The organism is Pseudomonas auratipiscis, assembly GCF_036324085.1.
Classification (GTDB): domain Bacteria; phylum Pseudomonadota; class Gammaproteobacteria; order Pseudomonadales; family Pseudomonadaceae; genus Aquipseudomonas; species Aquipseudomonas auratipiscis.
Genome location: NZ_JAZDCU010000017.1, coordinates 104,290 through 127,795 on the forward strand (window position 1 = coordinate 104,290; position 23,506 = coordinate 127,795).

The 23,506-nt window shown below is 58.8% G+C and carries 21 protein-coding genes; 12 read left to right on the forward strand and 9 right to left on the reverse strand.

Features of this window, described 5'->3' with window-relative positions; translation table 11 throughout:
* Positions 1-41: 41 nt before the first annotated feature.
* Both V0R60_RS21115 and V0R60_RS21120 read right to left on the reverse strand, forming a co-directional pair.
* Positions 42-2,237, reverse strand: coding sequence for a TonB-dependent siderophore receptor (locus tag V0R60_RS21115; RefSeq protein ID WP_330080643.1), 2,196 nt, complete (start codon positions 2,235-2,237; stop codon positions 42-44).
* Positions 2,238-2,583: 346 nt separating this feature from the next.
* The gene (locus tag V0R60_RS21120) at positions 2,584-4,524 is read right to left on the reverse strand and encodes an amidohydrolase (RefSeq protein ID WP_330080644.1); all 1,941 of its coding nucleotides are present in this window, start codon (positions 4,522-4,524) and stop codon (positions 2,584-2,586) included.
* A gap of 140 nt (positions 4,525-4,664) precedes the next feature.
* Between V0R60_RS21120 and V0R60_RS21125 the strand changes: the two genes are divergently transcribed.
* Positions 4,665-5,312 (forward strand): TetR/AcrR family transcriptional regulator, encoded by a 648-nt coding sequence (locus V0R60_RS21125; protein ID WP_330080645.1) that lies wholly within the window; start codon positions 4,665-4,667, stop codon positions 5,310-5,312.
* Between the two features lie 36 nt (positions 5,313-5,348).
* Here V0R60_RS21125 and V0R60_RS21130 read toward each other — a convergent pair whose 3' ends face one another.
* Complete coding sequence (locus tag V0R60_RS21130; protein ID WP_330080646.1) at positions 5,349-6,266, reverse strand: LysR substrate-binding domain-containing protein; 918 nt, start codon at positions 6,264-6,266, stop codon at positions 5,349-5,351.
* A 97-nt stretch (positions 6,267-6,363) separates the two neighbouring features.
* Between V0R60_RS21130 and V0R60_RS21135 the strand changes: the two genes are divergently transcribed.
* The 7 genes from V0R60_RS21135 (at position 6,364) to V0R60_RS21165 (ending at position 14,991) form a co-directional block, all read left to right on the forward strand.
* A complete protein-coding gene (locus V0R60_RS21135; RefSeq protein WP_330080647.1) occupies positions 6,364-7,455 on the forward strand; it encodes a tartrate dehydrogenase in 1,092 nt (363 codons plus the stop codon).
* Positions 7,456-7,652: 197 nt separating this feature from the next.
* On the forward strand, positions 7,653-9,251 hold the full coding sequence (locus V0R60_RS21140; RefSeq protein ID WP_330080648.1) for a BCCT family transporter: 1,599 nt from the start codon (positions 7,653-7,655) through the stop codon (positions 9,249-9,251).
* Positions 9,252-9,378: 127 nt separating this feature from the next.
* Entirely contained in the window at positions 9,379-10,500 is a 1,122-nt protein-coding gene (locus V0R60_RS21145) for an aromatic ring-hydroxylating oxygenase subunit alpha (protein WP_136477063.1), read from the forward strand.
* A 51-nt stretch (positions 10,501-10,551) separates the two neighbouring features.
* Entirely contained in the window at positions 10,552-12,000 is a 1,449-nt protein-coding gene (locus V0R60_RS21150) for an NAD-dependent succinate-semialdehyde dehydrogenase (protein ID WP_330080649.1), read from the forward strand.
* A 62-nt stretch (positions 12,001-12,062) separates the two neighbouring features.
* Positions 12,063-13,034, forward strand: a complete 972-nt coding sequence (locus tag V0R60_RS21155; protein WP_330080650.1) for a PDR/VanB family oxidoreductase — start codon at positions 12,063-12,065, stop codon at positions 13,032-13,034.
* Between the two features lie 131 nt (positions 13,035-13,165).
* Complete coding sequence (locus tag V0R60_RS21160; RefSeq protein ID WP_136477066.1) at positions 13,166-14,248, forward strand: PAS domain-containing protein; 1,083 nt, start codon at positions 13,166-13,168, stop codon at positions 14,246-14,248.
* Between the two features lie 44 nt (positions 14,249-14,292).
* Positions 14,293-14,991 (forward strand): YoaK family protein, encoded by a 699-nt coding sequence (locus tag V0R60_RS21165; RefSeq protein WP_136477067.1) that lies wholly within the window; start codon positions 14,293-14,295, stop codon positions 14,989-14,991.
* Positions 14,992-14,995: 4 nt separating this feature from the next.
* Here the strand turns inward: V0R60_RS21165 and V0R60_RS21170 are convergent, their stop codons facing one another.
* The 3 genes from V0R60_RS21170 to V0R60_RS21180 form a co-directional block, all read right to left on the reverse strand.
* Complete coding sequence (locus tag V0R60_RS21170; RefSeq protein ID WP_203481188.1) at positions 14,996-15,346, reverse strand: hypothetical protein; 351 nt, start codon at positions 15,344-15,346, stop codon at positions 14,996-14,998.
* A gap of 79 nt (positions 15,347-15,425) precedes the next feature.
* Entirely contained in the window at positions 15,426-15,791 is a 366-nt protein-coding gene (locus V0R60_RS21175) for a DUF1641 domain-containing protein (protein WP_256658239.1), read from the reverse strand.
* A 14-nt stretch (positions 15,792-15,805) separates the two neighbouring features.
* Positions 15,806-16,996: an NAD(P)/FAD-dependent oxidoreductase gene (locus tag V0R60_RS21180; RefSeq protein WP_330080651.1), complete on the reverse strand. Its 1,191-nt coding sequence runs from the start codon at positions 16,994-16,996 to the stop codon at positions 15,806-15,808.
* A gap of 163 nt (positions 16,997-17,159) precedes the next feature.
* Here V0R60_RS21180 and V0R60_RS21185 point away from each other — a divergent pair, with 163 nt between their 5' ends.
* Positions 17,160-17,813, forward strand: a complete 654-nt coding sequence (locus tag V0R60_RS21185; RefSeq protein WP_330080652.1) for an SOS response-associated peptidase — start codon at positions 17,160-17,162, stop codon at positions 17,811-17,813.
* 77 nt (positions 17,814-17,890) lie between these two features.
* Complete coding sequence (locus V0R60_RS21190; RefSeq protein ID WP_330080653.1) at positions 17,891-19,720, forward strand: SLC13 family permease; 1,830 nt, start codon at positions 17,891-17,893, stop codon at positions 19,718-19,720.
* On the opposite strand, the gene V0R60_RS21195 is transcribed toward V0R60_RS21190, so the two are convergent.
* Both V0R60_RS21195 and V0R60_RS21200 read right to left on the reverse strand, forming a co-directional pair.
* Positions 19,692-20,399 carry a DUF3313 domain-containing protein gene (locus V0R60_RS21195; protein ID WP_136477073.1) on the reverse strand — a complete coding sequence of 236 codons (708 nt, stop codon included), beginning with the start codon at positions 20,397-20,399 and terminating at the stop codon, positions 19,692-19,694. The genes V0R60_RS21190 and V0R60_RS21195 overlap by 29 nt on opposite strands.
* Positions 20,392-20,715 carry a hypothetical protein gene (locus V0R60_RS21200; protein WP_136477074.1) on the reverse strand — a complete coding sequence of 108 codons (324 nt, stop codon included), beginning with the start codon at positions 20,713-20,715 and terminating at the stop codon, positions 20,392-20,394. Before V0R60_RS21200 ends, V0R60_RS21195 begins: the two co-directional genes overlap by 8 nt.
* A 164-nt stretch (positions 20,716-20,879) precedes the next feature.
* Between V0R60_RS21200 and V0R60_RS21205 the strand changes: the two genes are divergently transcribed.
* Positions 20,880-21,590, forward strand: coding sequence for a response regulator (locus V0R60_RS21205; RefSeq protein ID WP_178084190.1), 711 nt, complete (start codon positions 20,880-20,882; stop codon positions 21,588-21,590).
* Positions 21,587-22,927 carry a sensor histidine kinase gene (locus V0R60_RS21210; RefSeq protein WP_330080654.1) on the forward strand — a complete coding sequence of 447 codons (1,341 nt, stop codon included), beginning with the start codon at positions 21,587-21,589 and terminating at the stop codon, positions 22,925-22,927. The genes V0R60_RS21205 and V0R60_RS21210 overlap by 4 nt, the downstream gene beginning before the upstream one ends.
* On the opposite strand, the gene V0R60_RS21215 is transcribed toward V0R60_RS21210, so the two are convergent.
* Entirely contained in the window at positions 22,924-23,169 is a 246-nt protein-coding gene (locus V0R60_RS21215; RefSeq protein ID WP_136477077.1) for a DUF6021 family protein, read from the reverse strand. The genes V0R60_RS21210 and V0R60_RS21215 overlap by 4 nt on opposite strands.
* Positions 23,170-23,506 lie beyond the last annotated feature (337 nt).

The window sequence follows — 23,506 nt, forward strand, 5'->3', positions numbered from 1 at the left end:
TTTTCGATTTTCAAACCCTGGAAGCTAAAGGTTTTAGCGAATCAGAATTTGTACTTGGCAGTCAGCATGTAGTTACGCGGATTACCGTAGGTATCGGTGGAGCCCCAGGTCACGTCGGAACCAATCGCTGAGTAGTAGACGCGATCGAAGACATTGTTGGCGTTGAGCTGCAGGTCTAGATGTTTGTTCACCTCATAGCCGGCCATCAGGTCGGTAACTGCGTAACTGCCTTGTTCGACCCGATAGCTTCCCCCGGTGACATCCACATCGTTATACATACGGCTTTGCCAGTAGACATTGCCGCCGACACGCAGCTTTTCCAATGGGCCTTTGAAGCGGTAGAGGGTCGATACTTTGAACAGATGCTCCGGCTGTTCAGGAAGAACGGCCTGGTTCTCTTTGGACGGGTCCTGGTCCTTGATGTAATGGGCACGGGTATAGGTGTAACCGGCACCCACCTGCCAGTGCTCGGTCAACGCACCTTGCAACTCCAGATCAAACCCTTGGCTGCGCACCTTGCCAGCGGCCTGGTAGCAGTCGAGCTTCGGGCAACCGACCGGATTATCCACTTGTACAGCGCGGTTCAACTGATCGACCTGGAATACCGCCAGACTGGCGTTGAGGGCGCCCTCGAAGTATTCGCCCTTGATGCCAATTTCGTAGTTTTCGCCGACGATCGGCTTGAGCACGCTGCGCGACAGGTCTTTCTCGGTTTGCGGTGTAAAAATATCGGTGTAGCTGGCATACACCGAGTAGGTGTCGTTGATGTCGTAGATCAGCCCGCCATAGCGCGTAACGTTACGGGTGACTTTGTAGTCGCCATCGCCGGCTTGCGGGTCAACGACCTCTGGCCTGTTGTCATAGTCGTACCAGTCCAGGCGACCACCGAGAATCAAGGTGAGCGGGTCGGCCAGGCTCAGTCGGGTGGTCAGGTAAACCCCCTTCTGCGTGGTGACTTCATGATCGTCGTTGGTGCGCACAAAGTTCGGCTTCGGCGCACCGATGGGCAGGCTGAACACATAGGGGCTGTAGTTATGCGTGGTCACGTCGGACTGGCGGCTGCTGGTGCCGATGACCACTTCATGGCTGCGGCCGAATGCTTCGACCGGGCCACTGGCAAACACGTCATAGGCCGTTTTGACTTCATCGTAGCGCGCTTGCCAGGCAGTGGTGGCCAGCGGGCCGCTGTAGCGTGACAGATAGGTGCCGGAGAACAGTGCTTTCTGCGTCGCTTGCGAAGCCGCCAGGTGCAGCTCCCAATCGTTGGCAAAGCGATGTTTGACTTCGCCGAACACGGTATTGATGTCTTGTGTCTTATCTTCCCAATCGGTGCCCGGGTAAGTAGAGCGTGGCAGGTCCAAATGATGGCCGTTGGTACCGATTGGCAGGCCACCCCAGAAGAAGTTGGTGCGGTCATGTTGACGGGAGAAACCCAGGGTTGCGGTGGTGGCTTCGCTCAAGTCAGCCTCGCCCACGGCATAGAACACACCGTGATCGCTGTTCTCCTTGTCGCGGAAGGTGTCGGCATCGCGGTACGAGCCTACGACCCGACCACGCAAGGTGCCGCTTTCATTCAGCGGGCTCGAGGCATCGATCTCACCGCGGTTGTCATCCCAACTGCCGGTAGCCCCGGTCAAGGTTACTTGCTGATCGGCAGTCGGGCGCTTGCGCACCATGTTGATCGCCGCCGAAGGGTTGCCGCTACCGGTGATCAAACCGGTTGCCCCACGAATGATTTCGACCCGATCAAACATCGCCAGGTTCGGCTGGACACCTACCCCCCACCCCGAATAAGACGTCGGCAGACCGTCGTACATGATGTTATCGATGTCGAAACCGCGAGAGCTATAGGTTTGCCGCCCCGGACCGCTGGACTGGCTGAGAAACAGGCCGGGAGTCGCCTTGACCACGTCGTTGACACTGGTCATGGCTTGGTCGTCCATGCGCTGACGGGTAATCACCGTCACGGCCTGCGGGGTTTCACGCATGGTCAGGGGCAGCTTGGTCGCGGTCTGCATGGCGCCGGTGGTATACGAGCCGGTGCCTTCGGTGGTCTGCCCCAAACCAGTGGAGTTGATGCTCAAGGAGTCCAGGATCATCGGTTCGCCATCACCGGCCTGAGCAGCAGGTTTGTCGTCAGTCGAAGCAACCGTGACCGCCTCCTGGGCAACAGCGAAGGGGGCGGCGCTTGCCAGTGAGACAGCAACAGCGAGGGCGCGGGGCCAAAAAGGGTGCACGCAGACTTCTCCTTACATTTGCAGGTGTGTGATTCAGCGATTGGGGTGCGCGGGTGTCTCAGAGGCAGGCGTACCGGGTAGGTCAGACTGCGGATTGAAACGACTGCTGCCGAACTAATGAGCAGCGAATACGATTACTTTTGATAATAGTTATCATTAGCTTGTCAGAATGTGTCGCAAATAAAAAGCCTTGGCGGCCTGTTTGTTGACGAATTTTTCACATCCCCTGCGCACTACCCTGCCCGTCTCTCGAAAATGGGAAGGCTGCGCGTTTCGCTGATGGCTGCGCTGGCAAAGAAAAGGGGCCGTAAATGGCCCCTTTCAGACAACTACTGCTCTTTACCCGTCAATTGGTGTAGATCGTCTGTCCGCGGAATACGGTCCGCACGACCTTGGTTTCGGCGATTTGTTCGGGTGTACCCTGCTCGACCAAACTGTACAGGTTGCGATCAAGCACAATGAAATCGGCTGACTTACCCGGTTCAATCGAGCCGATAATCTTGTCCTGGCGAACCGCTCGAGCGCCGTTGATGGTGTAAGCGTCAAGCATCTGCTCCAACGTGGCCGACTGCTCCGCGTTGTAGGCGGGCTCACCAGGAATGGCGCGGGTGATACCGGCAGCGATATTCATGAATGGACGCGGGTCGCGCGAGTCGACTGGCGCATCACTACCCGCGACCAGAACCGCCCCGGCCTTGTAGGAGCTTTGCACCGGGTAGGTGGCATTCCAGGTGTAGTTGTTTTTGTTGTAGAGCAGGTCGTTGATGTCCTGGCCCTTTTTACTCTTCTCCAGAAATGGGGTGATCAGCACGTCATACTCTGGCTGCTGATTGATCCAGGCGTAGGTATAGGTCAAAAAGACGCCCAGTTCGCCGAGGCGGCGTTGATCGTCCGGATGGATCACCTGCCAGTGGGCAAGGGTATGCGGGATATGGCTGTTGCCATTGCGTTGCCGCGCAGCCTCAAGCGCATCAAGAGCCACCCGCGTGGCACGGTCGCCAATGCTATGTACATGGATGGCGAAACCATCGGCATCGAGTGCACTGGCGTAGTTCTTGAAGTCCTCATCGCGGTAATTGACGATACCGTTATTCTTGGAATCTTCGCTGTCGGCGCTGACAGTGATCGCGCCAGTGTCCTCATTGAGTTTTAGATGGGGGGTTTGGTAGGTATGCAACATCCCGGCGTTGGGTGAAAACGGCGGATTACTGAACGAGTCGCCTTCAAGCACACCATCGGCAAATATCTTCACCGCATCGGCCTTGATCAGCGGGTTGTCAGCGAACGCGGCGCGTACTTCCTGGGCTTTTTTCAAGTGACCGGCAATATCGACCTTGCCCTTGTAGTCATCGTCAATGAAACAGGTGGCAGCCGTGACCCGCATGTTCAGCAGGTTCTGCGTTTGCATCTTCACCAACTGTTCACGGATGAAATCGTTGCTACACGCATCCTGGATACTGGTGATACCACTTTGCGCCATGACCTTGGCGACGTCCGGAAGGATATCGCCATAGATTTTTTCACCGCGCGGATCGCCCGGTTTTTGCGCGAACATGTCGAAGTTGCCCACCGGGATCTTTTCTTTCGCCGCATCACGTACCACCCCGGTGTCGAGGCTGACATAAGGCGCCAACTCGGCGAACACACCGCCCTTGCCCAGCGTCTTGGGGTTGAAACCGACGCTGTTGCCCTGCTCGTCTTCAGCCATGCTCAAGGCTTTGGAGTTATAGGCACTGGCATGGCCGTCGACCCCGGACAAGATGATCGGATGACCATCGGCAGCTGCATCGAGGGCTGCAAGAATGGTCTTGTATTGGGCCGTCGGTTCGTTGCCTTCATAGGGAACCCACTGGTCGATCTTAAGCCAGGCACCCGGCTCACTCGCGTAACGAGGGAGGCACTCCTTCACCTTGCTGGCCAATTGATCGAGATTCACCGCCTTGCCTTGCAGATCGCAGACATCCAGCGCGACCGTACCCAGCACATGGATATGGTTGTCATGCAGCCCCGGCAGCACCATTTTCCCGCCCAGGTCGACGACCTGAAAGCCTTGCTTGATGAAGCTTTCTGCCCCCTCTCGGTTACCGGTATAAACAAATTTGTCATCGGCCACGGCGATGGCTTCGACCTTTTGGTGCTGGCGATTCTGGGTGTAGATCTCGCCATTGAGGTACACCGTGTTCTTACCGCTGTCGACGGTTGCAGCCAACGCTTGTCCGCAGCCAACAACCCCTGCGATCAGGGCGATGGAGGAAAGCGATAGGTGTTGTTTTTGTTTTGAGCGCATACCTTCTCCGTTAAATTACAGTAAATACTGTAATTTGATCTTCTACCAGCGTTGCGCAACAGCGTCAATTGTCGAGATTTGACTCCATCGACCGAGTCAATGTGAAATGCGGGCCAATGAACGATAAGGCTGGGTGCTGGATGACTTCGCAAGACTTGAGAATGCGCCGCGAGCCGCGGCAACAGCGGACCTTGGCGATCATCGAAAAGGTCGAACAAGCAACGTTGGCGCTGCTCAAGGAGGGCGGCATCACCCAGCTCAACACCAATGCCATTGCCGAGCGCTCCGGCATCGACATCAAATCGCTCTATCGGTTTTTCCCCAACAAGGAAGCAATCGTCTATCGCTTGGCCGAGCAATGGCTGACGGAAATCCGCAGTCGAGAAAAGGCACTGTATGAAAGCGAACTCAGCCTGGTACAAATCTGGGACGCGCTGGATGACATGATCGATGGCATCGAGCAGCAGTACTCGGGTTACAGCGCACTCTGGCAGGCAATGGATGTGATACCCGCCCTGCATGGCCTGGAGCAGGAGCATGAAGCGATCCACATAGACAACATGGTGGAACTGCTGAAAAAGCATGGCTGCTGCTGGCCACAGAAGGAAATCACCGAACTTGCCCGTTATCTGTATCGAACCTGGGATGTGGTCAAGCAAGGCAGCATCGAACAAGGCGAAGCACGTGGCCTTATGTGGCGCGCACATAAAAAATGGCAGCACCGGCTGCTATTGTCGGCGGTTGAATGCCAGGACTGCGCTGCGTTTGAACGGGATCTTCTGGTTTAGACCGCGCGTTATGCAAGGCCCGTTCTTACCAAACCTTCATCCCAGCGCAGGCAGGCTGTAGCGCTCGGCAAAGTATTGTCGGAAGAACTCCACCGCAACGCGCACCTTTGCCGAACTTGCCAGTGGCGAGGTATAGACCGCCCAGATGTCCGCCGGTTGGTGGTAGTCGCCCAGTACCTGAACCAGTCGCCCGTTTTCCAGGCTGTCGTGTACATCCCACCACGAGCGCAGCAATATCCCGCGACCATCCAGGCACCACTGATGAGCTACTTCGCCATGGTTGCTCGACAAGCTGCCAGTCACCCGGACGCTCTCCTCACCATTGGGTCCTTCTAACTGCCAGATACCAAAGGGGTGGTCGCGTTCCTTGATCACCAGGCAGTCATGGCTGCCCAGCTCGGCCAGCACTTTGGGCGTGCCACGGCGCGCCAGGTAGGCGGGTGAGGCACACAGCACCCGGCGGTTCCGGGCCAGGGGTTTGGCGATCAGGTTGGGGGCAATGATGTTGCCAACCCGGATATCCAGGTCCACGCCCTCCTCGATCAAATCCACCAAGCGGTCGTGAACATCCAGCCTTATGTCCAGGCGCGGATACCGCTCGGCCAATTCCGACAAGGCCGGGGCCACGAAGCGCCGCCCCAGGCCCAGGCTGCTGGCAATGCGCAGTTGTCCTGCCGGCTCGCGGTGCTGGGCGCTGATGTCGTCACCCATGCGCTGCACCGCATCGAAAATCTGTTGCGCCCATTGGTAAACCCGCTCGCCCTCCTCGCTAATGGTCACCCGGCGAGTGGTGCGATGCAGCAAGCGTACTTCAAGGGTTTGCTCGAGCACGCGAATGCGCTTGCTGACAAAGGCCGCCGACATGCCCAGCTCATCAGCCACCGCGGCGAAGCTGGCGCGCTTGGCCACCTGAAGAAAGATATTGAGATCGTCGAGGCTAGGAAAATTATTCACGTTTCGTGTTCTAAGAATCAATGAATGGCGAGATTATCTCTGAATCAAGCCCTTATAGCATGGTCGGCACCTGTTCCCTAGACAACGAGTGCGCCCCATGAGCAAGACTTTCAGAATCGCCGCAATCCCTGGTGACGGCATCGGCATCGAAGTTCTCCCCGAAGGTATCCGCGTGGTCGAGGCTGCTGCGCGCAAGCACGGCCTGGACATCAGCTTTGAATTCTTCGAGTGGGCCAGCTGCGATTACTACCTGGCTCACGGCAAAATGATGCCGGACGACTGGTTCGAGCAGCTCAAGGATTTCGATGCTCTGTACTTCGGCGCAGTGGGTTGGCCAGACAAGGTTCCGGATCACATCTCTTTGTGGGGCTCGCTGCTCAAGTTCCGTCGCGACTTCGACCAGTACGTAAACATTCGCCCGGTGCGCCTGTTCCCGGGCGTACCTTGCCCCCTGGCCGGCCGCGAGCCAGGTGATATCGACTTCGTGGTTATCCGCGAAAACACCGAAGGCGAATACTCGTCCCTGGGCGGGCGCATGTTCGAAGGCACCGAAAACGAATTTGTCCTGCAAGAATCGGTGTTCACTCGCCGCGGCGTTGATCGCATCCTCAAGTACGCCTTCGATGTGGCCCAGACCCGCGAACGCAAGCATGTCACTTCGGCGACCAAGTCCAACGGCATGGCCGTGAGCATGCCGTACTGGGATGAGCGCACCGCCGCCATGGCTGCCAATTATCCGGAAATCAGCTGGGACAAGCAGCACATTGATATCCTCTGCGCCCGTTTCGTGTTGCAACCGGATCGCTTCGACGTCGTTGTAGCCTCGAACCTGTTCGGCGACATCCTTTCCGACCTCGGTCCAGCCTGCGCTGGCACCATTGGAATCGCGCCATCGGCCAACCTCAACCCAGAGCGCAAATTCCCATCCCTGTTCGAACCCGTGCACGGCTCGGCGCCGGACATTTTCGGCCAGAACATCGCCAACCCGATCGCAATGATCTGGTCCGGTGCACTGATGCTCGAGTTCCTCGGTAACGACGGTGCCGACGCCCGCTATCGCGCAGCCCACGATGACATTCTCAAGGCCATCGAACAGGTCATTGCTGCCGGTGACACCACGCGAGACATGGGTGGGCAGAAATCGACCCAGGAAGTCGGCCAGGCCATCACAGCACTGATCGAAGCCTGAGAAAGCAGGGCCGACCATCAGAATTGTCTGACAAACCGGCCCTCACCCTCTTGCTAGCGGCGTGGATTAAATGCAAAATCTGTTAACCAAAAGATTCATGTCAACTTTTGGTTAACAGCCAAGGAAGGAGCGAGACCGCAACACCCCGGAAATGCCTGCCGGGTATAGATAAGTACGCCAACGTCCAGGAGACGATGATGTCGCACAAGAATAAAAAGATTGATGTGTTCCTGATTACAGTGAGTCTGATAGCCGTGCTGCTCACTGTAATAGGCCTTGCAGCTTTCCCTAGCGAAGCTGAAAGCGCTGCCAACCAGTTGTTCGAACTGTCCACCCGCACCTTTGGTACCAGCGTCCAGGTACTGGTGTTCGGTAGCTCATTGGCCGTGCTGTACCTGGCTTTCAGCAAGTACGGCAATATCCGTCTGGGCAGTGGCAAACCCGAGTATGCAACCGCTACTTGGGTGTTCATGTTTATCTGCGCCGGTATGGGTTCGTCGACCCTTTACTGGGGGGTGATGGAGTGGGCCTACTACTACCAGACCCCTGGCCTGAACATCGCCGCAGCCAGCCCGAAAGCGCTCGAGTACAGCATCAGCTACTCGTTCTTCCACTGGGGTGTCAGCGCCTGGTCGATCTACGCCCTGGCGTCGCTGGCCATGGCCTACCACTTCCATGTGCGCAAAAAGAGCGGCCTGAACCTGGCCTCCATCGTTGAAGCTGTTACCGGTTTCAAGGCTACCGGCCCGGTTGGCCGCAGTGTCGACCTGATCTTTCTGCTGACCATGATGGGTGCACTGACAGTGTCGCTGGCGTTGACCGCCTCGACCTTGACCCGTGGCTTGCATGACCTCACCGGCACCCCGGACACCTTCACTGTACAGCTGATGGTGATCGGCGCCGTCGCAGTCATGTTCTCGCTCAGCTCCTACATCGGTATCGATGGTGGCCTGCAGCGCTTGAGCAAGATCGTCTGCATCGGCGCACTGGTTTTTGCCGCCGTCGTGCTGCTGGTCGGCCCTACCCAGTTCACCATCAACAACACCGCCAACTCGATTGGCTTGATGATCCAGAACTACGTGCACATGAGCCTGTTCACCGACCCGGCCGGCGATGGTGCCTTTACCCGCAACTGGACGGTGTTCTATTGGCTCTGGTGGGTGTCTTACGCCCCAGGCGTGGCAATGTTCGTGACCCGCGTATCACGTGGCCGGCAGATAAAGGAAGTGGTACTGGCTTTGCTGCTTGGCGGTAGCTTCGGTTGCTGGTTCTTCTTCGGCGCCCTGGAAAGCTACAGCATGCACCAGTTCATTACCGGTGCCGTGGATGTGCCGAAAATGCTCAGTGAACAAGGCGGTGAATCAGCGGTAACACACCTGCTGCTTGCCTTGCCGTGGGGTCAGGTGTTCCTCGGCGTGTACTTGTTCATCATGGCGATTTTCTGTGCCTCACACATGGACGCTGCCGCCTACGCCGTAGCTGCAACCAGTACCCGCAACCTGCGTGAAGGCGACGACCCGACGCCAACCCATCGTTTGTTCTGGTGTGTAGTGCTGACCCTGGTGCCGTTGGCCATGCTGTTTGCCAAGGCATCGCTGTCAACCATGAAAACCGCCGTGGTGCTGACCGCGATCCCGTTCATGGTGATCCTGCTGGTGAAGATCTACGGCTTCTTCAAGTGGATGATCGAAGACTACGGTCAGGTTCCGGCCTACCGCATCGAGGAAGAAGCGGCGCGCCTGGCCGGTGAAGAACCGCAACACCTGGCCCCGCGCAGCACTGCAGCCGTGCACTAAGCGCCCCCTGCAGGAGCGGGCTTGCCCCGTTCCTGCAGGCAGTAGCCAAATTTTTTTGCCTTACTTGTTAACTGATAGATACGCGTTAACCAATAACTAAAAAACCGAGCTTGTGAGAGACCCCACAATGAATGACTTCAAACGCCTGCCCGCCGATTTCTGCGCCAACGCCGAAGAGGCTTTCACTATTCCCGCCAGCTTCTACACCCAGGCTGGGGTGTTCGAACACGAGAAAGAAAGCATCTTCGCCCGCAACTGGATCTGCATTGGCCATCGCAGTGAAGTGGCCGAGAACAATGCCTACATCACCCGTGAAGTGATCGGCGAGAGCATCATTGTCGTGCGTGGGCGCGACAGCGTACTGCGGGCGTTCTACAACGTCTGCCCACACCGCGGCCACCAACTGCTCAGCGGTAGCGGCAAGGCCAAGAATGTCATCACCTGCCCTTACCACGCCTGGACCTTCAAGCTCGACGGCGAACTCGCCCACGCCCGCAACTGCGACAACGTGGTGAACTTCGATAAAGAAAACTCCACCCTGGTGCAACTGCGCGTCGAAGAGTACGCAGGCTTCATCTTCATCAATATGGACATGGAAGCAGGCTCGGTCGAAGAGCAACTGCCAGGCCTGCAAAAGCGCATGCGTGAAGCGTGCGCCGTGATCGATGATCTGCACCTGGCCGCGCGCTTTGTCAGCGACACGCCGGCCAACTGGAAGTCGATCGTCGACAACTATCTCGAGTGCTACCACTGCGCCCCTGCCCACCCAGGCTTCGCCGACTCGGTGGACGTTGGTCAGTACAGCCACAACCTGCATGGCAACTGGACCCTGCAGTACGGTCTGGCAAAACCGTCGGAGCAATCGTTCACGTTCGATGAAAGTGTGAAAGACCCGTCCTTCGCAGGCTTCTGGGCCTGGCCGTGCACCATGTTCAACGTGCCGCCAGGAGCGAATTTCATGACTGTGATCTATGAGTTCCCGGTCGATGCAGAAACCACCCTGCAGCACTACGACATTTACTTCCTCAACAAAGACATCACCGAAGAGCAGCAGAAGCTGATCGACTGGTACCGCGAAGTGTTCCGTCCAGAAGACCTGCGCCTGGTGGAAAGCGTGCAAAAGGGTCTGAAGTCCCGCGGCTACCGTGGCCAAGGCCGAATCATGGCGGACCGCGAGCGCAGCGGCATGAGCGAACATGGCATTGCCCACTTCCACAACCTGATCGCCGTCGCCCACCTCAACGACTGATAACAACCGCCGCAGGCGCTACAACCTGCGGCGGACTTCGGAGTGCCTTGCGTGAAACTCAATGACAATAAGCTGTTCCGCCAGCAGGCCTACATCGCCGGACGCTGGTGCGACGCCGATGACGGGCGCAGCCTGCAAGTAACCGATCCGGCCAACGGCGAGCTGCTTGGCAGCGTGCCGCTGATGGGTGGTGCCGAAGCCATACGCGCCATCGAAGCCGCCGAAGCAGCGCTGGGCGACTGGCGTGCACGTACCGCCAAAGAGCGCGCGCAAATTCTGCGCCGCTGGTTCGAGTTGTTGCTTGAACACGAGCAAGACCTGGCTCGCCTGATGACCTTCGAACAAGGCAAGCCCTTGCATGAAGCCCTCGGTGAGATCCGCTACGCCGCCTCCTTCGTCGAGTGGTTCGCTGAAGAGGGCAAGCGCGTTTACGGTGATGTGATTCCCAGCCCTGCCAACGACAAGCGCCTGCTGGTGATCAAGCAAGGCATTGGCGTCTGCACTGCAATCACGCCATGGAATTTCCCCGCCGCGATGATTACCCGCAAGGTCGCTCCGGCCCTGGCCGCTGGCTGCACCATGGTCGTCAAGCCGGCCAACGAAACCCCGTTCTGCGCACTCGCCCTGGTCGAATTGGCCGAACGTGCCGGTGTGCCTGCTGGCGTTTTCAGCGTGGTGACCGGTGATGCACCGGCCATTGGCGCGCAGTTCACCGGCCATCCGTCAGTGCGTAAACTGAGCTTCACTGGCTCTACCCCCGTGGGCCGTCTGCTCATGGGCCAGTGCGCTGAAACCATCAAGAAAGTCAGCCTGGAACTGGGCGGCAACGCGCCCTTCATTGTCTTCGCCGATGCCGATATCGACGCCGCCGTCGAAGGTGCGCTGATTGCCAAATACCGCAACGCCGGGCAAACGTGCGTCTGCGTCAACCGCTTCTATATCCACGACAGCGTCTATGCACAGTTCAGCCAACGCTTCATCACGCGCGTGCGTGAATTGGGTGTGGGTCATGGCAGCGCCGAGGGCACGCAGATTGGCCCGCTGATCAATGACAAGGCCGTGCTCAAAGTCCGCAGTCTGATCGACGACGCCATCGCCAAGGGTGCCCAACTGGTACTTGGCGGCCAGGCCCATGCCCTGGGCGGCAACTTCTTCGAACCTACCGTGCTGGCCAATGTCGGTCCGGGCATGGAACTGCTCGACGAGGAGATCTTCGGCCCTGTGGCAGCGCTGGTGCGCTTCAGCACTGACGACGAGGTCGTCGCCCTTGCCAATGCGACCCAGTACGGCCTCGCGGCGTACTTCTACAGCCGTGATATCGCTCGTGTCTTCAAGGTCGCCGAGCAGCTGGAGTACGGCATGGTCGGGGTCAACACCGGGCTGATCTCCAACGAGGTCGCGCCCTTTGGTGGCATCAAACAATCGGGCCTGGGCCGTGAGGGCTCCAAGTACGGCATCGAGGACTATCTGGAAATCAAATACCTGTGCCTCGCCGTCTGAGCGAGCGCCTGGTTCCGGGGTGCGGCAGGGCCTGCCGCACGCCCTTGCAGTCGAGGTGAAACATGGCCAACAAATATGAAATGTTCAGCGTGCAGGTAACCGAAGTAGAACAGGCCACGCCGCTGATCAAGCGCTTCACCCTGGCCCGCGAAGATGGTGCGCCGATGCCTGCTTTCACCGGCGGCAGCCATGTCATCGTGCAGATGCAAGGTGCCGACGGCAGCCAGTTCAGCAATGCCTACTCGCTGATGAGTGACCCGCGGGACACCCGCAGCTATCAGATCGGCGTGCGCCTTGAAGAACAGTCCAAGGGTGGTTCGGCGTTCATGCATCAGCAGGTGGAAGTTGGCAGTCGCCTGACCATCTCTTCGCCAAACAACCTCTTCGCCCTGGACCACAGTGCTGGCCGCCATGTACTGATCGCCGGCGGCATTGGTATCACGCCGTTCCTGGCACAGTTGCATGAACTCGAAGACAGCGCCGCCAACTACGAATTGCACTATGCCTTCCGCGCCCCGGAGCATGGCGCGTTCCAGGCGCAACTGGCCAGCGGCCCACACGCAGGCAATACCCATTTCTACATCGACAGCCTTGATCGCAAGCTCGACCTGGCTGCTTTGTGCGCCGGTCTGGATGAGCAGGCGCACCTGTACGTGTGCGGCCCCAAACCGCTGATCGATGCGGTCATCGCTACCGCCGCCAAGGCCGGAATAGCCGAACAACGCGTGCACTGGGAACAGTTCGCCGCCGCCCCGGTGACCGGCGCCGCCTTCACTGTAGTGCTGGCTCAATCGGGTATCGAACTGCAGGTGGAAGAAGGCATGACCATTCTTCAAGCCATCGAAAAGTCCAAAGCTGCCAAAGTTGAATGCCTGTGCCGAGAAGGTGTGTGTGGCACCTGCGAGACAGCAATTCTGGAAGGCGAAGCCGAACACTTCGACCAGTACTTGAGCGACGCTGAAAAAGCGGCGCAGCAAAGCATGATGCTGTGTGTGTCGCGCGCACGCTCGGCGCGCCTGGTGCTGGATCTGTGAAGCGGCAAGTTTGTAGCGCCAAGGAAGGGCTGGGCAGTTTCGCTGTGTAGCTGGAAGCGAGGCCGTCAACCCAAAGTTGACGGTTTGCGTATACTGGCAGGCTCGTGGCCCCAGATCAGGACACCCTGCCCATGTTGGAAAACAGTTTCGCCTTCCGCCTCAAGGAACTGCTCGAGCATCACAAGCTGACCCTGCAAGCCGTGGGCACGGCCCTGGGCATTTCGCGTACTGCGGTGCACAAATGGACCCGCGGCGGCGAAATCGACTACGACAATCTGCGCAAGCTGGCCGACTTCCTCAAGGTCAACTGGATCTGGTTACGCTACGGCGAAGAAGCCCTGCAGAACATCCAGCAACCACAGGTTGTCGAACTGCCGATGACCGACCTGCGCCGTCGCTACACCGCCGAGATCATGGAAAGTGAAACGCGCATGAAGCTGGCCCAGGAAGGTGCGCGCATTGTCACCTGGGAATGGAACCTGATCAGCGACGAGGTGACCTACTCGCCAAACGTCGAGCAGGTCTATGGCTGGCCGGTCCATCGCAACGAAGACTTCTGGGTGCATCTCCCTCCCGACGATGTCACGCACATGCAAGCCATGTACGCCCAGGCAGTGGCCGACGGCAGCGGTTGCGAGTGTGATTTCCGCATTACCCGCCCCGATGGCGAACTGCGCTGGATTTCCTCGCGCGCCACCGTGGTCCGCGACAGCGCCGGACGCTCAGTGAAGATGGTCGGTATCAGTATGGACAATACCGAACGCCAAGTTGCCGAACAGGCTTTGCGCAGAAGTGAAGAGCGCTTTCGAGCAATCTTCGAACTTGCCTGGGGCGCCCTCGCCTATATCGATCCGGATGGGCGTTGGCAGCGGGTCAACAACAGCCTGTGCGAGCTACTGGGCTACCGCGCCGAAGAGCTGTATGCCATGACCTTCCAGCAGATCACCCACCCCGACGACCTGGCGCTCAACCTGCAGTTGTTACAGGGCATGCTGACCGGCGAAAGCGAACGCTATGAAGTGGAAAAACGCGTGCGTCACAAAAGCGGCGAGTACATCTGGGTGCGCGCTCGCACCTCGCTGCAGCGCCGCGACGATGGTGAACCAGAACATTTGATCAGCGTGTTCGAAGACATCAGTGCCGAGCGCCACGAGCGCGAACGGCTCCAGGCACATATTGCCGGGCTCGAGGCGCGATTGGCGCAGCGCGCCTGAATCTTCAGTCGTGAGTTACTCCACTTAGATTGGGAGCTTGATGGATGCTGCCAGGTTCTACTTACGCTTCGGCGCGGTCTGTACGAGTGGCCAAGTTACGCGGCAAAGTCGGTTTGTATTTTGTCGCTGCGCTATCGGTCCTGGCCGGCATGACCGATGCAATCGGCTTCATGGCCACGGGTGATTTTGTTTCGTTCATGAGCGGCAACACCACGCGCCTGGCCGTCTCGTTGGGCGAAGGTGAAGTGGGGCTGGTGCTGCGCATCGGCGCGGTACTGTTGGCCTTTGTTCTGGGCAACGCCCTGGGTGTGGTAATCGCCCGGATCAGTGGCCGCCGTCCGTTGCCGCTGTTGTTGATCATTGCTGCACTGTTAGCCGTGGCCGGCCTGATTCCACTGGACTGGCAGCTGCCCGCGTTGATCGCAGCGGTGACCGCCATGGGCATGATCAATGCCGTGGTCGAGGAGGTGAACGGCCTGCCGATTGGCCTCACCTACGTGACGGGGGCGTTATCGCGGTTTGGCCGGGGCCTGGGACGGGCATTGATGGGAGAGCGCCGGCAAGGTTGGCGTGTGCAACTGATTCCCTGGAGCGGAATGTTCGTCGGCGCAATCATTGGCGTGCTGCTGGAGCAGGCCTTCGATCTGAGCGCTCTGCTGTTCAGCGCTCTGCTCGCTGCCGTGCTCGGGTTCATTTCGCTGAAAATCCCCCGGCGCTGGCAGCTAGGCTATATGCCCCGCTGACCGGTTACAGGCAGGTGGCCAATGCCGCCATCCGCCGCAGGGCGACGCTGTCGTTGTTTTTCGCGTAGTAACTGACAGCGGTGCTCGCGCCTTGCGGCTGGATATCCGCGAACGACTCAGCCTCACGGGTGTACACCGTGAAACCGCCCTGTTTGCCCGGCTCCAGGTAGCCACTGGCATCGACGTCGAACACCGCTTCGTCCTGCCAGCCGAACTGGATGCACTCGGCAACGCGATCGGCAGGCTTGCTCGAGGTAAAGCTTTTGGTCGGCGCCTGGGTGCGCGCTGCTTCCATGGCCGATGAGGCACAACCGGCCAACAGTGCTGCAGCAACCATCACCATTACTACCCGCATGACACACCCTCGTCGGAAAAAAGACCGACTTTAGCATTGCCTGCGGATCAACGCTCGCGCGGCAGAAGCCGGCGGCGGATCAATGCTGTTTGCCGAGGGCGTTCAATACTCTCAGCACCAAGGCACATCCCTGGCGGGTATCCGGATCGCGCAGAATCGACAGCAAGCCATAGAGGCTGGGCGGTGTCGGTTGTTCGCGGGTTTGGGCTTTGGCCTGGCGAATGGCATTGCCAAGGTTCCAGGTCAGCGCCGTAGCTTCTTCGTATTGCACCGAGAGCTTTTCTACCAGCGGCGCATCGAGCAAATCGACAAGGTCGGACAGCAGCGACGCCAGGTCGACCAGGTTGTCCAGGCGACCGCCATCGAGCAAGGGCTGGAGTTTGTTCAGCAACGCCTCGAGCCCTGGATTTTCGGCCTGCAAGGCGAGTGTCTCGGTTACTTCCATGGGAGTCGGCTCCTTCACAGCATGCCCCGTGCCGCTGCCCAATACAGGCCACGGTTGAATCCATTGCGCAGCAGGCCGCCGAGCTTGGTCGGCGGCGTAGGCAACACATCATGGCGATAATCGTAGGTCAGGGGCATGCCCGCGTTCAGGCCCATCTGCGCGGCAGCCTGGACCTTGCCGTCATACACCGCCACGGTGGTACCCAGACGAATCTCGCCGGCGATGTTGTTGGCAATCACCGGCGCCTGATTGTGACAAGCACCTCCCGCCTTGCTGACCGGCAGATCGACGGTATCGCCAATCACATACACCCCGTGCAGGCCATAAACCTGCAAGGTCTCGTGGTTGGTCGGCAGCCAGCCTTCATTGTTGGCCGCCTGGGACACACCGCTTTCGAGCACCGCATCCACCGCGCGGATCGGCGGCGTGGCCATGAGGATGTCGTACGGCTGTGCATCCCCCTCTTCGGAATAGGCGATGCGTTGATCCGGATCGACCTTGGCCAAGGTAAAACCACGCTGAAACTTGATGTTCTTCTGGGCAAAAATGCCGGGCAGGATCTCTCCGGTCGGACGCTGCAAAAACAGGCAATTGCGCAGGAGCTGTGCGGTGGTTGGGTATGTGTAGATGATCTCGATGTTGTCGCGTACACCCCGGCGACGCAAATAGTCATCGAGCATAAGCGTGGTTTCAATGGGCGCGATACCGCACTGATGCGGCACGTTGGGTGTTTGCGGAAAGGACACTGTCACGAAGATTCGTCCTTTCTCGATACTCGCCAGGCGCTTGGCAAGCTGACGCGCCGGTTGGTATTGATAGAAATGATCACCACCCTGTGCAAGCCCTTCGATACGCTCAGGGGCCGGGATACAGCCAGTAGCAATCACCAGAAAGTCATACCCAAAGCGTTTGCCGCTACGGGTGTGCACGGCCTGAGCGGCAAAATCGAAACGCGTGGCGTCCTGCACCTGAAAGTCGATTTCCGGACGCAGCAACGACCGCTCCGGGCGTTTCAACTCTTCCTGGAAGAACAAGTCGAAGGCCACGTACATGAAGGCCGGCTTATAGAAATGATCGGGACAATTGGACAGCAGCGTGATACGCACCTGATCGCGAAGTATCTCCGGATACAGTTTGCTGACCAACTGGTTGGCTAGCATGGTGCCGCCAACCCCACCCCCGACGATAAGAATATGCTTTGCCATCTGTATGCTTCCTTGCAGATAAAGCTCGACATGACGGGGGCTATAGTTGAAGAAGCCCGAGGTTATCGCCAATAACCCTTCGCTATATGGGTGAATTCCTACGGATTCTGCCCGCCCGTAAACGCTCGACTGCCATCAGCTCCATACAGGAGGGGCAACGCACATGTGTGGAAGACTCAGCCAGTACCATGGCATCCACGACTTCGTCGACGCACTGAGCATGCCTGGTGCCTTGGCCAATGAAGTAGGCGAGCAGCCATTGGCCCGCTTCAACGTCGCGCCGAGCACCAATGTGGCCGTCATCACCCCCACGCAAGTCCGCTGGCTACGTTGGGGCTGGCGCCCACAGTGGGCCCATGATCGTGCCCCACCGATCAATGCGCGGGTCGAGAAAGTGGCACACTCCCCCTTTTTTCGGGCGATCTGGGGCCAGCGGCTGTTGGTCCCGGTCGATGGCTGGTTTGAATGGGTCGATGAAGGCGAGGCGAAAAAGCAGCCCTATTACATCCGCCGCCGTGATGGCCTACCGGCGTTCTGCGCCGGCATTGGTCAATGGCGCATGGCCGAGGATGATGGCTTTGTCATTGTGACCGCCGACAGTGTGGGCGGCATGGTCGATATCCATGACCGCCGCCCGGTGGTGTTCGCGCCAGAGTTGGCCAGGGATTGGTTGAACCCTGCGTGTGACAAAGCGCAGGCAGAGCAGATGCTGGTCAACCTGGGTGAGCCCGCCGAGGCTTTCGCCTGGTACCGAGTCGATAAAGCGGTAGGCAATGTACGCAACCAGGGTGCCGGGCTAATACAGCCTCAGCCATAGAGACCGATCCTACGCAAATCAATGAACGGTCATGCACTTTCTGCCAGACTCTTGCCATCACGGATCAGGAAGTTTGCATGAATCACGAATTGCTCTGGGTGCTTGGCCTGCTGTTTACCAGCGTGGTCTTGTTCATCGCCAATCGGCCACGCATGGATGTGGTCGCCCTGCTGGTGATCGTGGCGCTTCCACTGACCGGTATTCTCAGTGTTCAAGAAGCCCTGGCAGGGTTCAGTGACCCCAACGTGGTGTTGATTGCAGCGCTGTTCGTTATCGGTGAAGGCTTGGTGCGCACGGGCATTGCCTACCGGATTGGCGAGTGGATGGCCGATCGTGCCGGTAACAGCGAAGTGCGTCTGCTGGTGCTGTTGATGGTGTGTGTGGCGGGGCTGGGTTCGGTGATGAGTTCCACTGGCGTCGTGGCCATTTTCATTCCAGTGGTTTTGAGCATTGCCGCGCGGATGAAGGTATCGCCGAGCCGCCTGATGATGCCGCTGAGTTTTGCCGGTTTGATCAGTGGCATGCTCAGCCTCGTCGCCACCCCGCCCAACGTCGTGGTGCACAGTGAACTGGTACGCCATGGTGAGACTGGCTTCAGCTTTTTCAGTTTTACCCCATTTGGCCTGGTGATCCTCGTGCTGGGCATTGGCTATATGCTGCTGACCCGTCATTGGCTCAGCGGTGAAGTGCGCAAGGACGGCAGCCCTCAAACCCGGCGTACCCTGCTCGACCTGATCATCGATTACAAGCTGGCTGGCCGCGAGCGGCGTCTGCGGGTGCGTCCGGACTCGCCCCTGATCGGCCACAGCTTGAGCGAATTGAAATTGCGCACCGTGCATGGCGCCAACGTTGTCGGCATCGAGCGCCAGCACAAATTCACCACCCGCGTGATCAGTCCCGATTCCAGCACCACCGTGCATGAGGGCGATGTGTTGTTGCTCGACCTGTTCGCCCCGCGTGACGATCTGCGCAGCCTGTGCCAGACCATGAAACTGGAACCGCTGCACTTCAAGGCGGCCTACTTCATCGATCAATCCCACGCGGTGGGCATGGCCGAAGTGGCTGTGGTGCCCGGCTCGCAACTGATTGGCAAAAGCGTGCTGGAGCTGAATTTTCGTAGCCGCTGGGACCTCAACGTGGTGGGTTTGCGGCGCGGCCAGACAGCGATTGAAGAACAACTGGTGGAAGAAAAGCTCAAGCTTGGCGACACCCTGTTGGTGATCGGCCCGTGGAAGTCCGTGCGCCAACTGCAGGCACAACCTCGGGACTTCCTGGTCTTGAGCTTGCCGGCCGAAGTCGATAACGTCGCCCCGGCACTGAACCAGGCACCTTATGCGCTGATTAGCCTGGCAGTGATGGTCGGCCTGATGATCAGCGGGGTGGTGCCTAACGTCATTGCGGCCCTGATTGCTTGCCTGCTGATGGGCGCCGGCCGCTGCATCGACATGAACAGCGCTTACCGTGCGATTCACTGGCAGAGCCTGATATTGATCGTCGGTATGCTGCCCTTTGCCTTGGCCTTGCAGAAAACCGGCGGTATCGCCATTGCAGTGGAGGTGCTGGTGCGCGTGCTGGGTGAGGCCGGGCCTTACATGATCCTTGCCTGCCTGTTCGCCATTACTGCAATCATCGGCTTGTTCATTTCAAATACGGCAACAGCAGTACTGATGGCCCCGGTAGCTATCAGTACTGCTGAACAGCTGGGCGCCTCGCCCTACCCCTTCGCGATGATCGTGGCCCTGGCGGCATCGGCTGCATTCATGACGCCGGTCTCGTCACCGGTAAACACGTTGGTCCTGGGCCCTGGACAGTATCGATTCGCCGACTTCGTCAAAGTCGGCGTGCCCTTCACTTTGCTAGTGATGGTGGTCAGCGTATTTATGGTGCCGTGGATTTTTGCCCTGTAAAAGCAGCGGCGTTTTGCTGTTTCAAGGTAACAGCAGCATTGCGCCAATCCTGGGCCCAGCCATCAAGCACCTGTTTGAGGTTTTCGGCGGTCATGACCTGATCGTCGTTTTCCAGCGGCAAGCCGGTGCCCTTGCGCACCACCTCGGCGACCACAGCACGGCTGCCGCCATCGAGGAAGGCCGCTTCGGTGGCGATTACGCTGTCCAGGTCGCGAACGCCAATGGCGCTGCTGACCCCCGCTGCGACCAAGGTGACAGGCAGGTACTCATAGAAGTGCAATGACTGGGTATGCGCGCCCACCGAGGTAATTGCCGGCCGCACAATCAGGGTGTTGGGTCCAGGCAGCTCGACCAGGTTAAGCACCTTGCCCAGCTCACGCTTGAGCGCCGCATCGTAATAGGTGGTTATCGCTTTCAAGGTCGAATCGGGTATCCGCTCGCTGGCCTTGGGTTGTGGGTAGAACTGGCTTGGCGCGATATAGACCTCGGTGTAGCGCTCCATCTGCAATCTCGGGCTTACCCAACGCAGCACCGAGTCGCCGGATGCCGTCTTGTGTTCGCTCAACTGATCGTAATTGCGCAGAAAGCCGGAATACTCCTTGGGCGATACACGGGTCTGGCTGCACCCAACCACCAGTAGCGACAGGCACAACACCGGTGCAAACAGATGATTACGCATGGCGAGGGCTCCCGGCCTGATGACGAACGGCCTTGGGCGCCGTGCCCGAGCGGTCGACGTGCAATTGACCGTTGGCCATGATCCAGTGCACCAACTCGGTCAGAGACACCTTGTAGCTGTACTCCATCCACTGGCTGTTGGCTGGGCTGTAACGCTCGAAGTAGTGGCTCAGAATCATGTGCGTACCGTCACTGCCAAGGCCAAGGCGCGAGTCCTGGTAGCTGAGCAAGGCATTGCGCCACAGGTCCTGGGTGCGCAGGTCGAGGGTCAGGGATTGGCTGCAGTCAAGGCCGTCGATTGGAGGTTGTGCCGGCATGGAAATTACCCTTGTTTTAGACTGCCGTCAGAATCGCCCAGGGCCTTTGCTGGCTGATGTCCGCTTTGTGTCGCGGCCGCAGCTTTATTGCAGGTTTGAAATATATGACCAACACCGCAGAATGGTTTTAGATAGGCACTTTTTACGCCCCACTGGACCTTACCGTGAGCAGACTGCTGATCGTCGATGACGACGTGGAAATTTGTGCCCTGCTGAAGAAGTTTTTTGTCATGCATGGCTACGAAGTCGACCTGGCCGCAAACGGCACGGCAATGTGGTCGGCGATCGAAAAGCAGCGCCCGGATACCATCATTCTCGATCTGATGCTGCCTGGCGAAAGCGGCCTGAACCTGTGCCAGAAGTTGCGCACCAGCACCGGCATTCCCATCATCATGCTCACTGCCATGGATGAGCTGAGCGACCGCATTGTCGGCCTGGAACTAGGCGCCGACGACTATGTGGGCAAGCCATTCGACGCACGCGAGCTATTGGCTCGGTTACGCGCGGTGCAACGTCGCGCTGGCGAACAGCTACGCGCCCAGAGCGAAGAAACCCGCCCACTGATCCGCTTCGACGACTGGCAATTGGATGTTACCCGCCGAGAACTGCGCACCCCGCAAGGGGTAATGGTGCCGCTGTCGGCCGGTGAGTTCGATTTGCTTCTGGTCTTTCTTGAACACCCGCAGCGCATTCTCACCCGCGAGCAGTTGATCGACCTGGCCCGCGGCCAGGGCCATGAGGCCTACGATCGCAGCATCGACGTGCAGGTCAGCCGTTTGCGACGCAAGATTGAGCCTGACAGCAAACGCCCGGCATTGATTCGCACGGTACGTAATGGCGGCTATCTGTTCGATGCCAAGGTCAGCCGCTCATGACCCGCCTGGGCCTGCACCATGACGGCATCAGCCGCCGCATCGCCTTGACCATCATTGCCGCGATGTTGATCTCGGTGGCGCTGAACATTCTGTTCGTGCAACTGGCCGGGGTCTGGGCACGACCGCCACTGAGCCAGACCGGGCTGATCGAACAGATTGCCGTGACCAGTCGTGTGCTCGACGCCGCACCCGCCGAGCAACGCGAACGGCTTGCCAGCACCGCCAGCAATCCGCTGCTACAGGTGCAGTGGAGCCGACAGCGTGCGGCCCTGGCGCTGCCGGGTAACGGTGAGCTGATCGACCTGGCAACCGTGCCGGAACTGCAAAAATTACTGGCCAACCCTCCCCGCCGGGTTGAAGGTTTTCAACCCGGCGACTGGCCCGACAACGATCCCGACGCCCACTACAAGCTGGTGATGCAATTGGCTGACGGCAGTTGGCTGGCATTCACCCCGCCCCACCGTAGCTGGGGCCTCAGTTCAGGCATGCGCTTTACCATCATCGGTATCCTCGCGCTGATTGCTGCGCTGCTGGTGGCCTGGGTCGCCACGCGCCAGCTGGCGGGGCCCCTGCAACGTTTCGCTCGCGCCGCGCAGCGTTTTGGCAGTGACCTGCGGGCGCCGCCGATCCGCCTGGAAGGTCCGCATGAATTGCGCCAGGCGATCACCGCCTTCAACACCATGCAGGCACAGATCCAGCACTTCATTGCCGAGCGCACGCAAATGCTCGCCGCCATCTCCCATGACCTGCGCGCCCCGCTGACACGCATGCGCCTGCGCGGCGAGTTCATCGAAGACGCCGAGCAGCAACGCAAGCTGTTTCGTGATGTGGATGAAATGCAGAGCATGATCAATGCAGCGCTGGGCTTTTTTCGCGACGAAACCCACCTGGAAACCACCACGCCCTTCGACCTGGCCGAACTGCTGCAAACGCTGGTAGACGATTACCGCGACCAACAGATTGGCATCGACTTCCAGGGCCCGACCAACCTGGTTTATGTTGGCCGGCCGCTGGGTTTGAAACGTGCAGTAACCAACCTCCTGGAAAATGCGATCAAGTATGCGCAGCCACCCTCCATTCGCCTGAGCAGCAGCGCACATAGCCTGTTCATCGATATCAGTGACCGTGGCCCGGGAATCCCCCAGGAAGCACTGGAACAGGTGTTCGTACCGTTTTTTCGTCTTGAAAGCTCACGCAACCGCAACACCGGCGGCGTCGGGCTGGGACTGCCCTCGGCACGCACTGCGGTTCGTGAACAAGGTGGCGAACTGACCCTGAGCAATCAACCGGGTGGTGGCCTGATGGCGCGTATCGAATTGCCGCGAATCAACGACTAACCGCCATCGGTATCAATGTCGGCATCACGATTGGGCTTGTCTTCGGGCTCCGACTTGAAGTTGGGGCTGTACTCGTTTTCACGCGCCTCGGGGTCATGCTTGGGTTTGTGCGGCGCTTTTGCCGGGCCAATAGGATCGACTTGCGGGTCTGCAAGATCCGGCGAATCAGGATCAAAGCCCAGGTCAGGCGGGTTGGACGCATGCTCGGAGGAGTGAGGGCCGGTGCGGGTGTTGTTACTCATGTAATGCCTCCTTCGTGGCCGCTCCCTTGTTGGAACGGCCTATTGCTGTGAGGGCAGCATTTGCTGAGGGTTCCGGTTTACTGATCGGTGGCGGCGTTAACTCTGGCTTAATTACGCGGCCTTATCTTTAAGGCTCTTCCCTTCAGAACGACGTTTGGCTCACCTTGTGTGAGCCTTTTTTTTGGTTCTTCACGAAATCCCGGGGGCATGATCTTTGGGCTGGGCTGGGCTGGGATTTGAGGCTGTGAGCTTATCCATTAGATGCGGCGGCGCTGTTGGCCCCTTCCGCCCTTACGGCGGGTCCCTTTTGTCTTGGCAAAAGGAACCAAAACCGTGT

Bases quoted from the DNA above. Each gene is read 5' to 3' on its own strand.
- V0R60_RS21165 (WP_136477067.1), top strand. From the start codon at position 14,293: ATGCTGCCAGGTTCTACTTACGCTTCGGCGCGGTCTGTACGAGTGGCC.
- V0R60_RS21200 (WP_136477074.1), bottom strand. From the start codon at position 20,715: ATGCCGGCACAACCTCCAATCGACGGCCTTGACTGCAGCCAATCCCTG.
- V0R60_RS21120 (WP_330080644.1), bottom strand. From the start codon at position 4,524: ATGCGCTCAAAACAAAAACAACACCTATCGCTTTCCTCCATCGCCCTG.
- V0R60_RS21140 (WP_330080648.1), top strand. From the start codon at position 7,653: ATGTCGCACAAGAATAAAAAGATTGATGTGTTCCTGATTACAGTGAGT.
- V0R60_RS21145 (WP_136477063.1), top strand. From the start codon at position 9,379: ATGAATGACTTCAAACGCCTGCCCGCCGATTTCTGCGCCAACGCCGAA.
- V0R60_RS21185 (WP_330080652.1), top strand. From the start codon at position 17,160: ATGTGTGGAAGACTCAGCCAGTACCATGGCATCCACGACTTCGTCGAC.
- V0R60_RS21210 (WP_330080654.1), top strand. From the start codon at position 21,587: ATGACCCGCCTGGGCCTGCACCATGACGGCATCAGCCGCCGCATCGCC.
- V0R60_RS21190 (WP_330080653.1), top strand. From the start codon at position 17,891: ATGAATCACGAATTGCTCTGGGTGCTTGGCCTGCTGTTTACCAGCGTG.
- V0R60_RS21160 (WP_136477066.1), top strand. From the start codon at position 13,166: ATGTTGGAAAACAGTTTCGCCTTCCGCCTCAAGGAACTGCTCGAGCAT.
- V0R60_RS21180 (WP_330080651.1), bottom strand. From the start codon at position 16,996: ATGGCAAAGCATATTCTTATCGTCGGGGGTGGGGTTGGCGGCACCATG.
- V0R60_RS21155 (WP_330080650.1), top strand. From the start codon at position 12,063: ATGGCCAACAAATATGAAATGTTCAGCGTGCAGGTAACCGAAGTAGAA.
- V0R60_RS21175 (WP_256658239.1), bottom strand. From the start codon at position 15,791: ATGGAAGTAACCGAGACACTCGCCTTGCAGGCCGAAAATCCAGGGCTC.
- V0R60_RS21195 (WP_136477073.1), bottom strand. From the start codon at position 20,399: ATGCGTAATCATCTGTTTGCACCGGTGTTGTGCCTGTCGCTACTGGTG.
- V0R60_RS21170 (WP_203481188.1), bottom strand. From the start codon at position 15,346: ATGCGGGTAGTAATGGTGATGGTTGCTGCAGCACTGTTGGCCGGTTGT.
- V0R60_RS21125 (WP_330080645.1), top strand. From the start codon at position 4,665: ATGACTTCGCAAGACTTGAGAATGCGCCGCGAGCCGCGGCAACAGCGG.
- V0R60_RS21135 (WP_330080647.1), top strand. From the start codon at position 6,364: ATGAGCAAGACTTTCAGAATCGCCGCAATCCCTGGTGACGGCATCGGC.
- V0R60_RS21215 (WP_136477077.1), bottom strand. From the start codon at position 23,169: ATGAGTAACAACACCCGCACCGGCCCTCACTCCTCCGAGCATGCGTCC.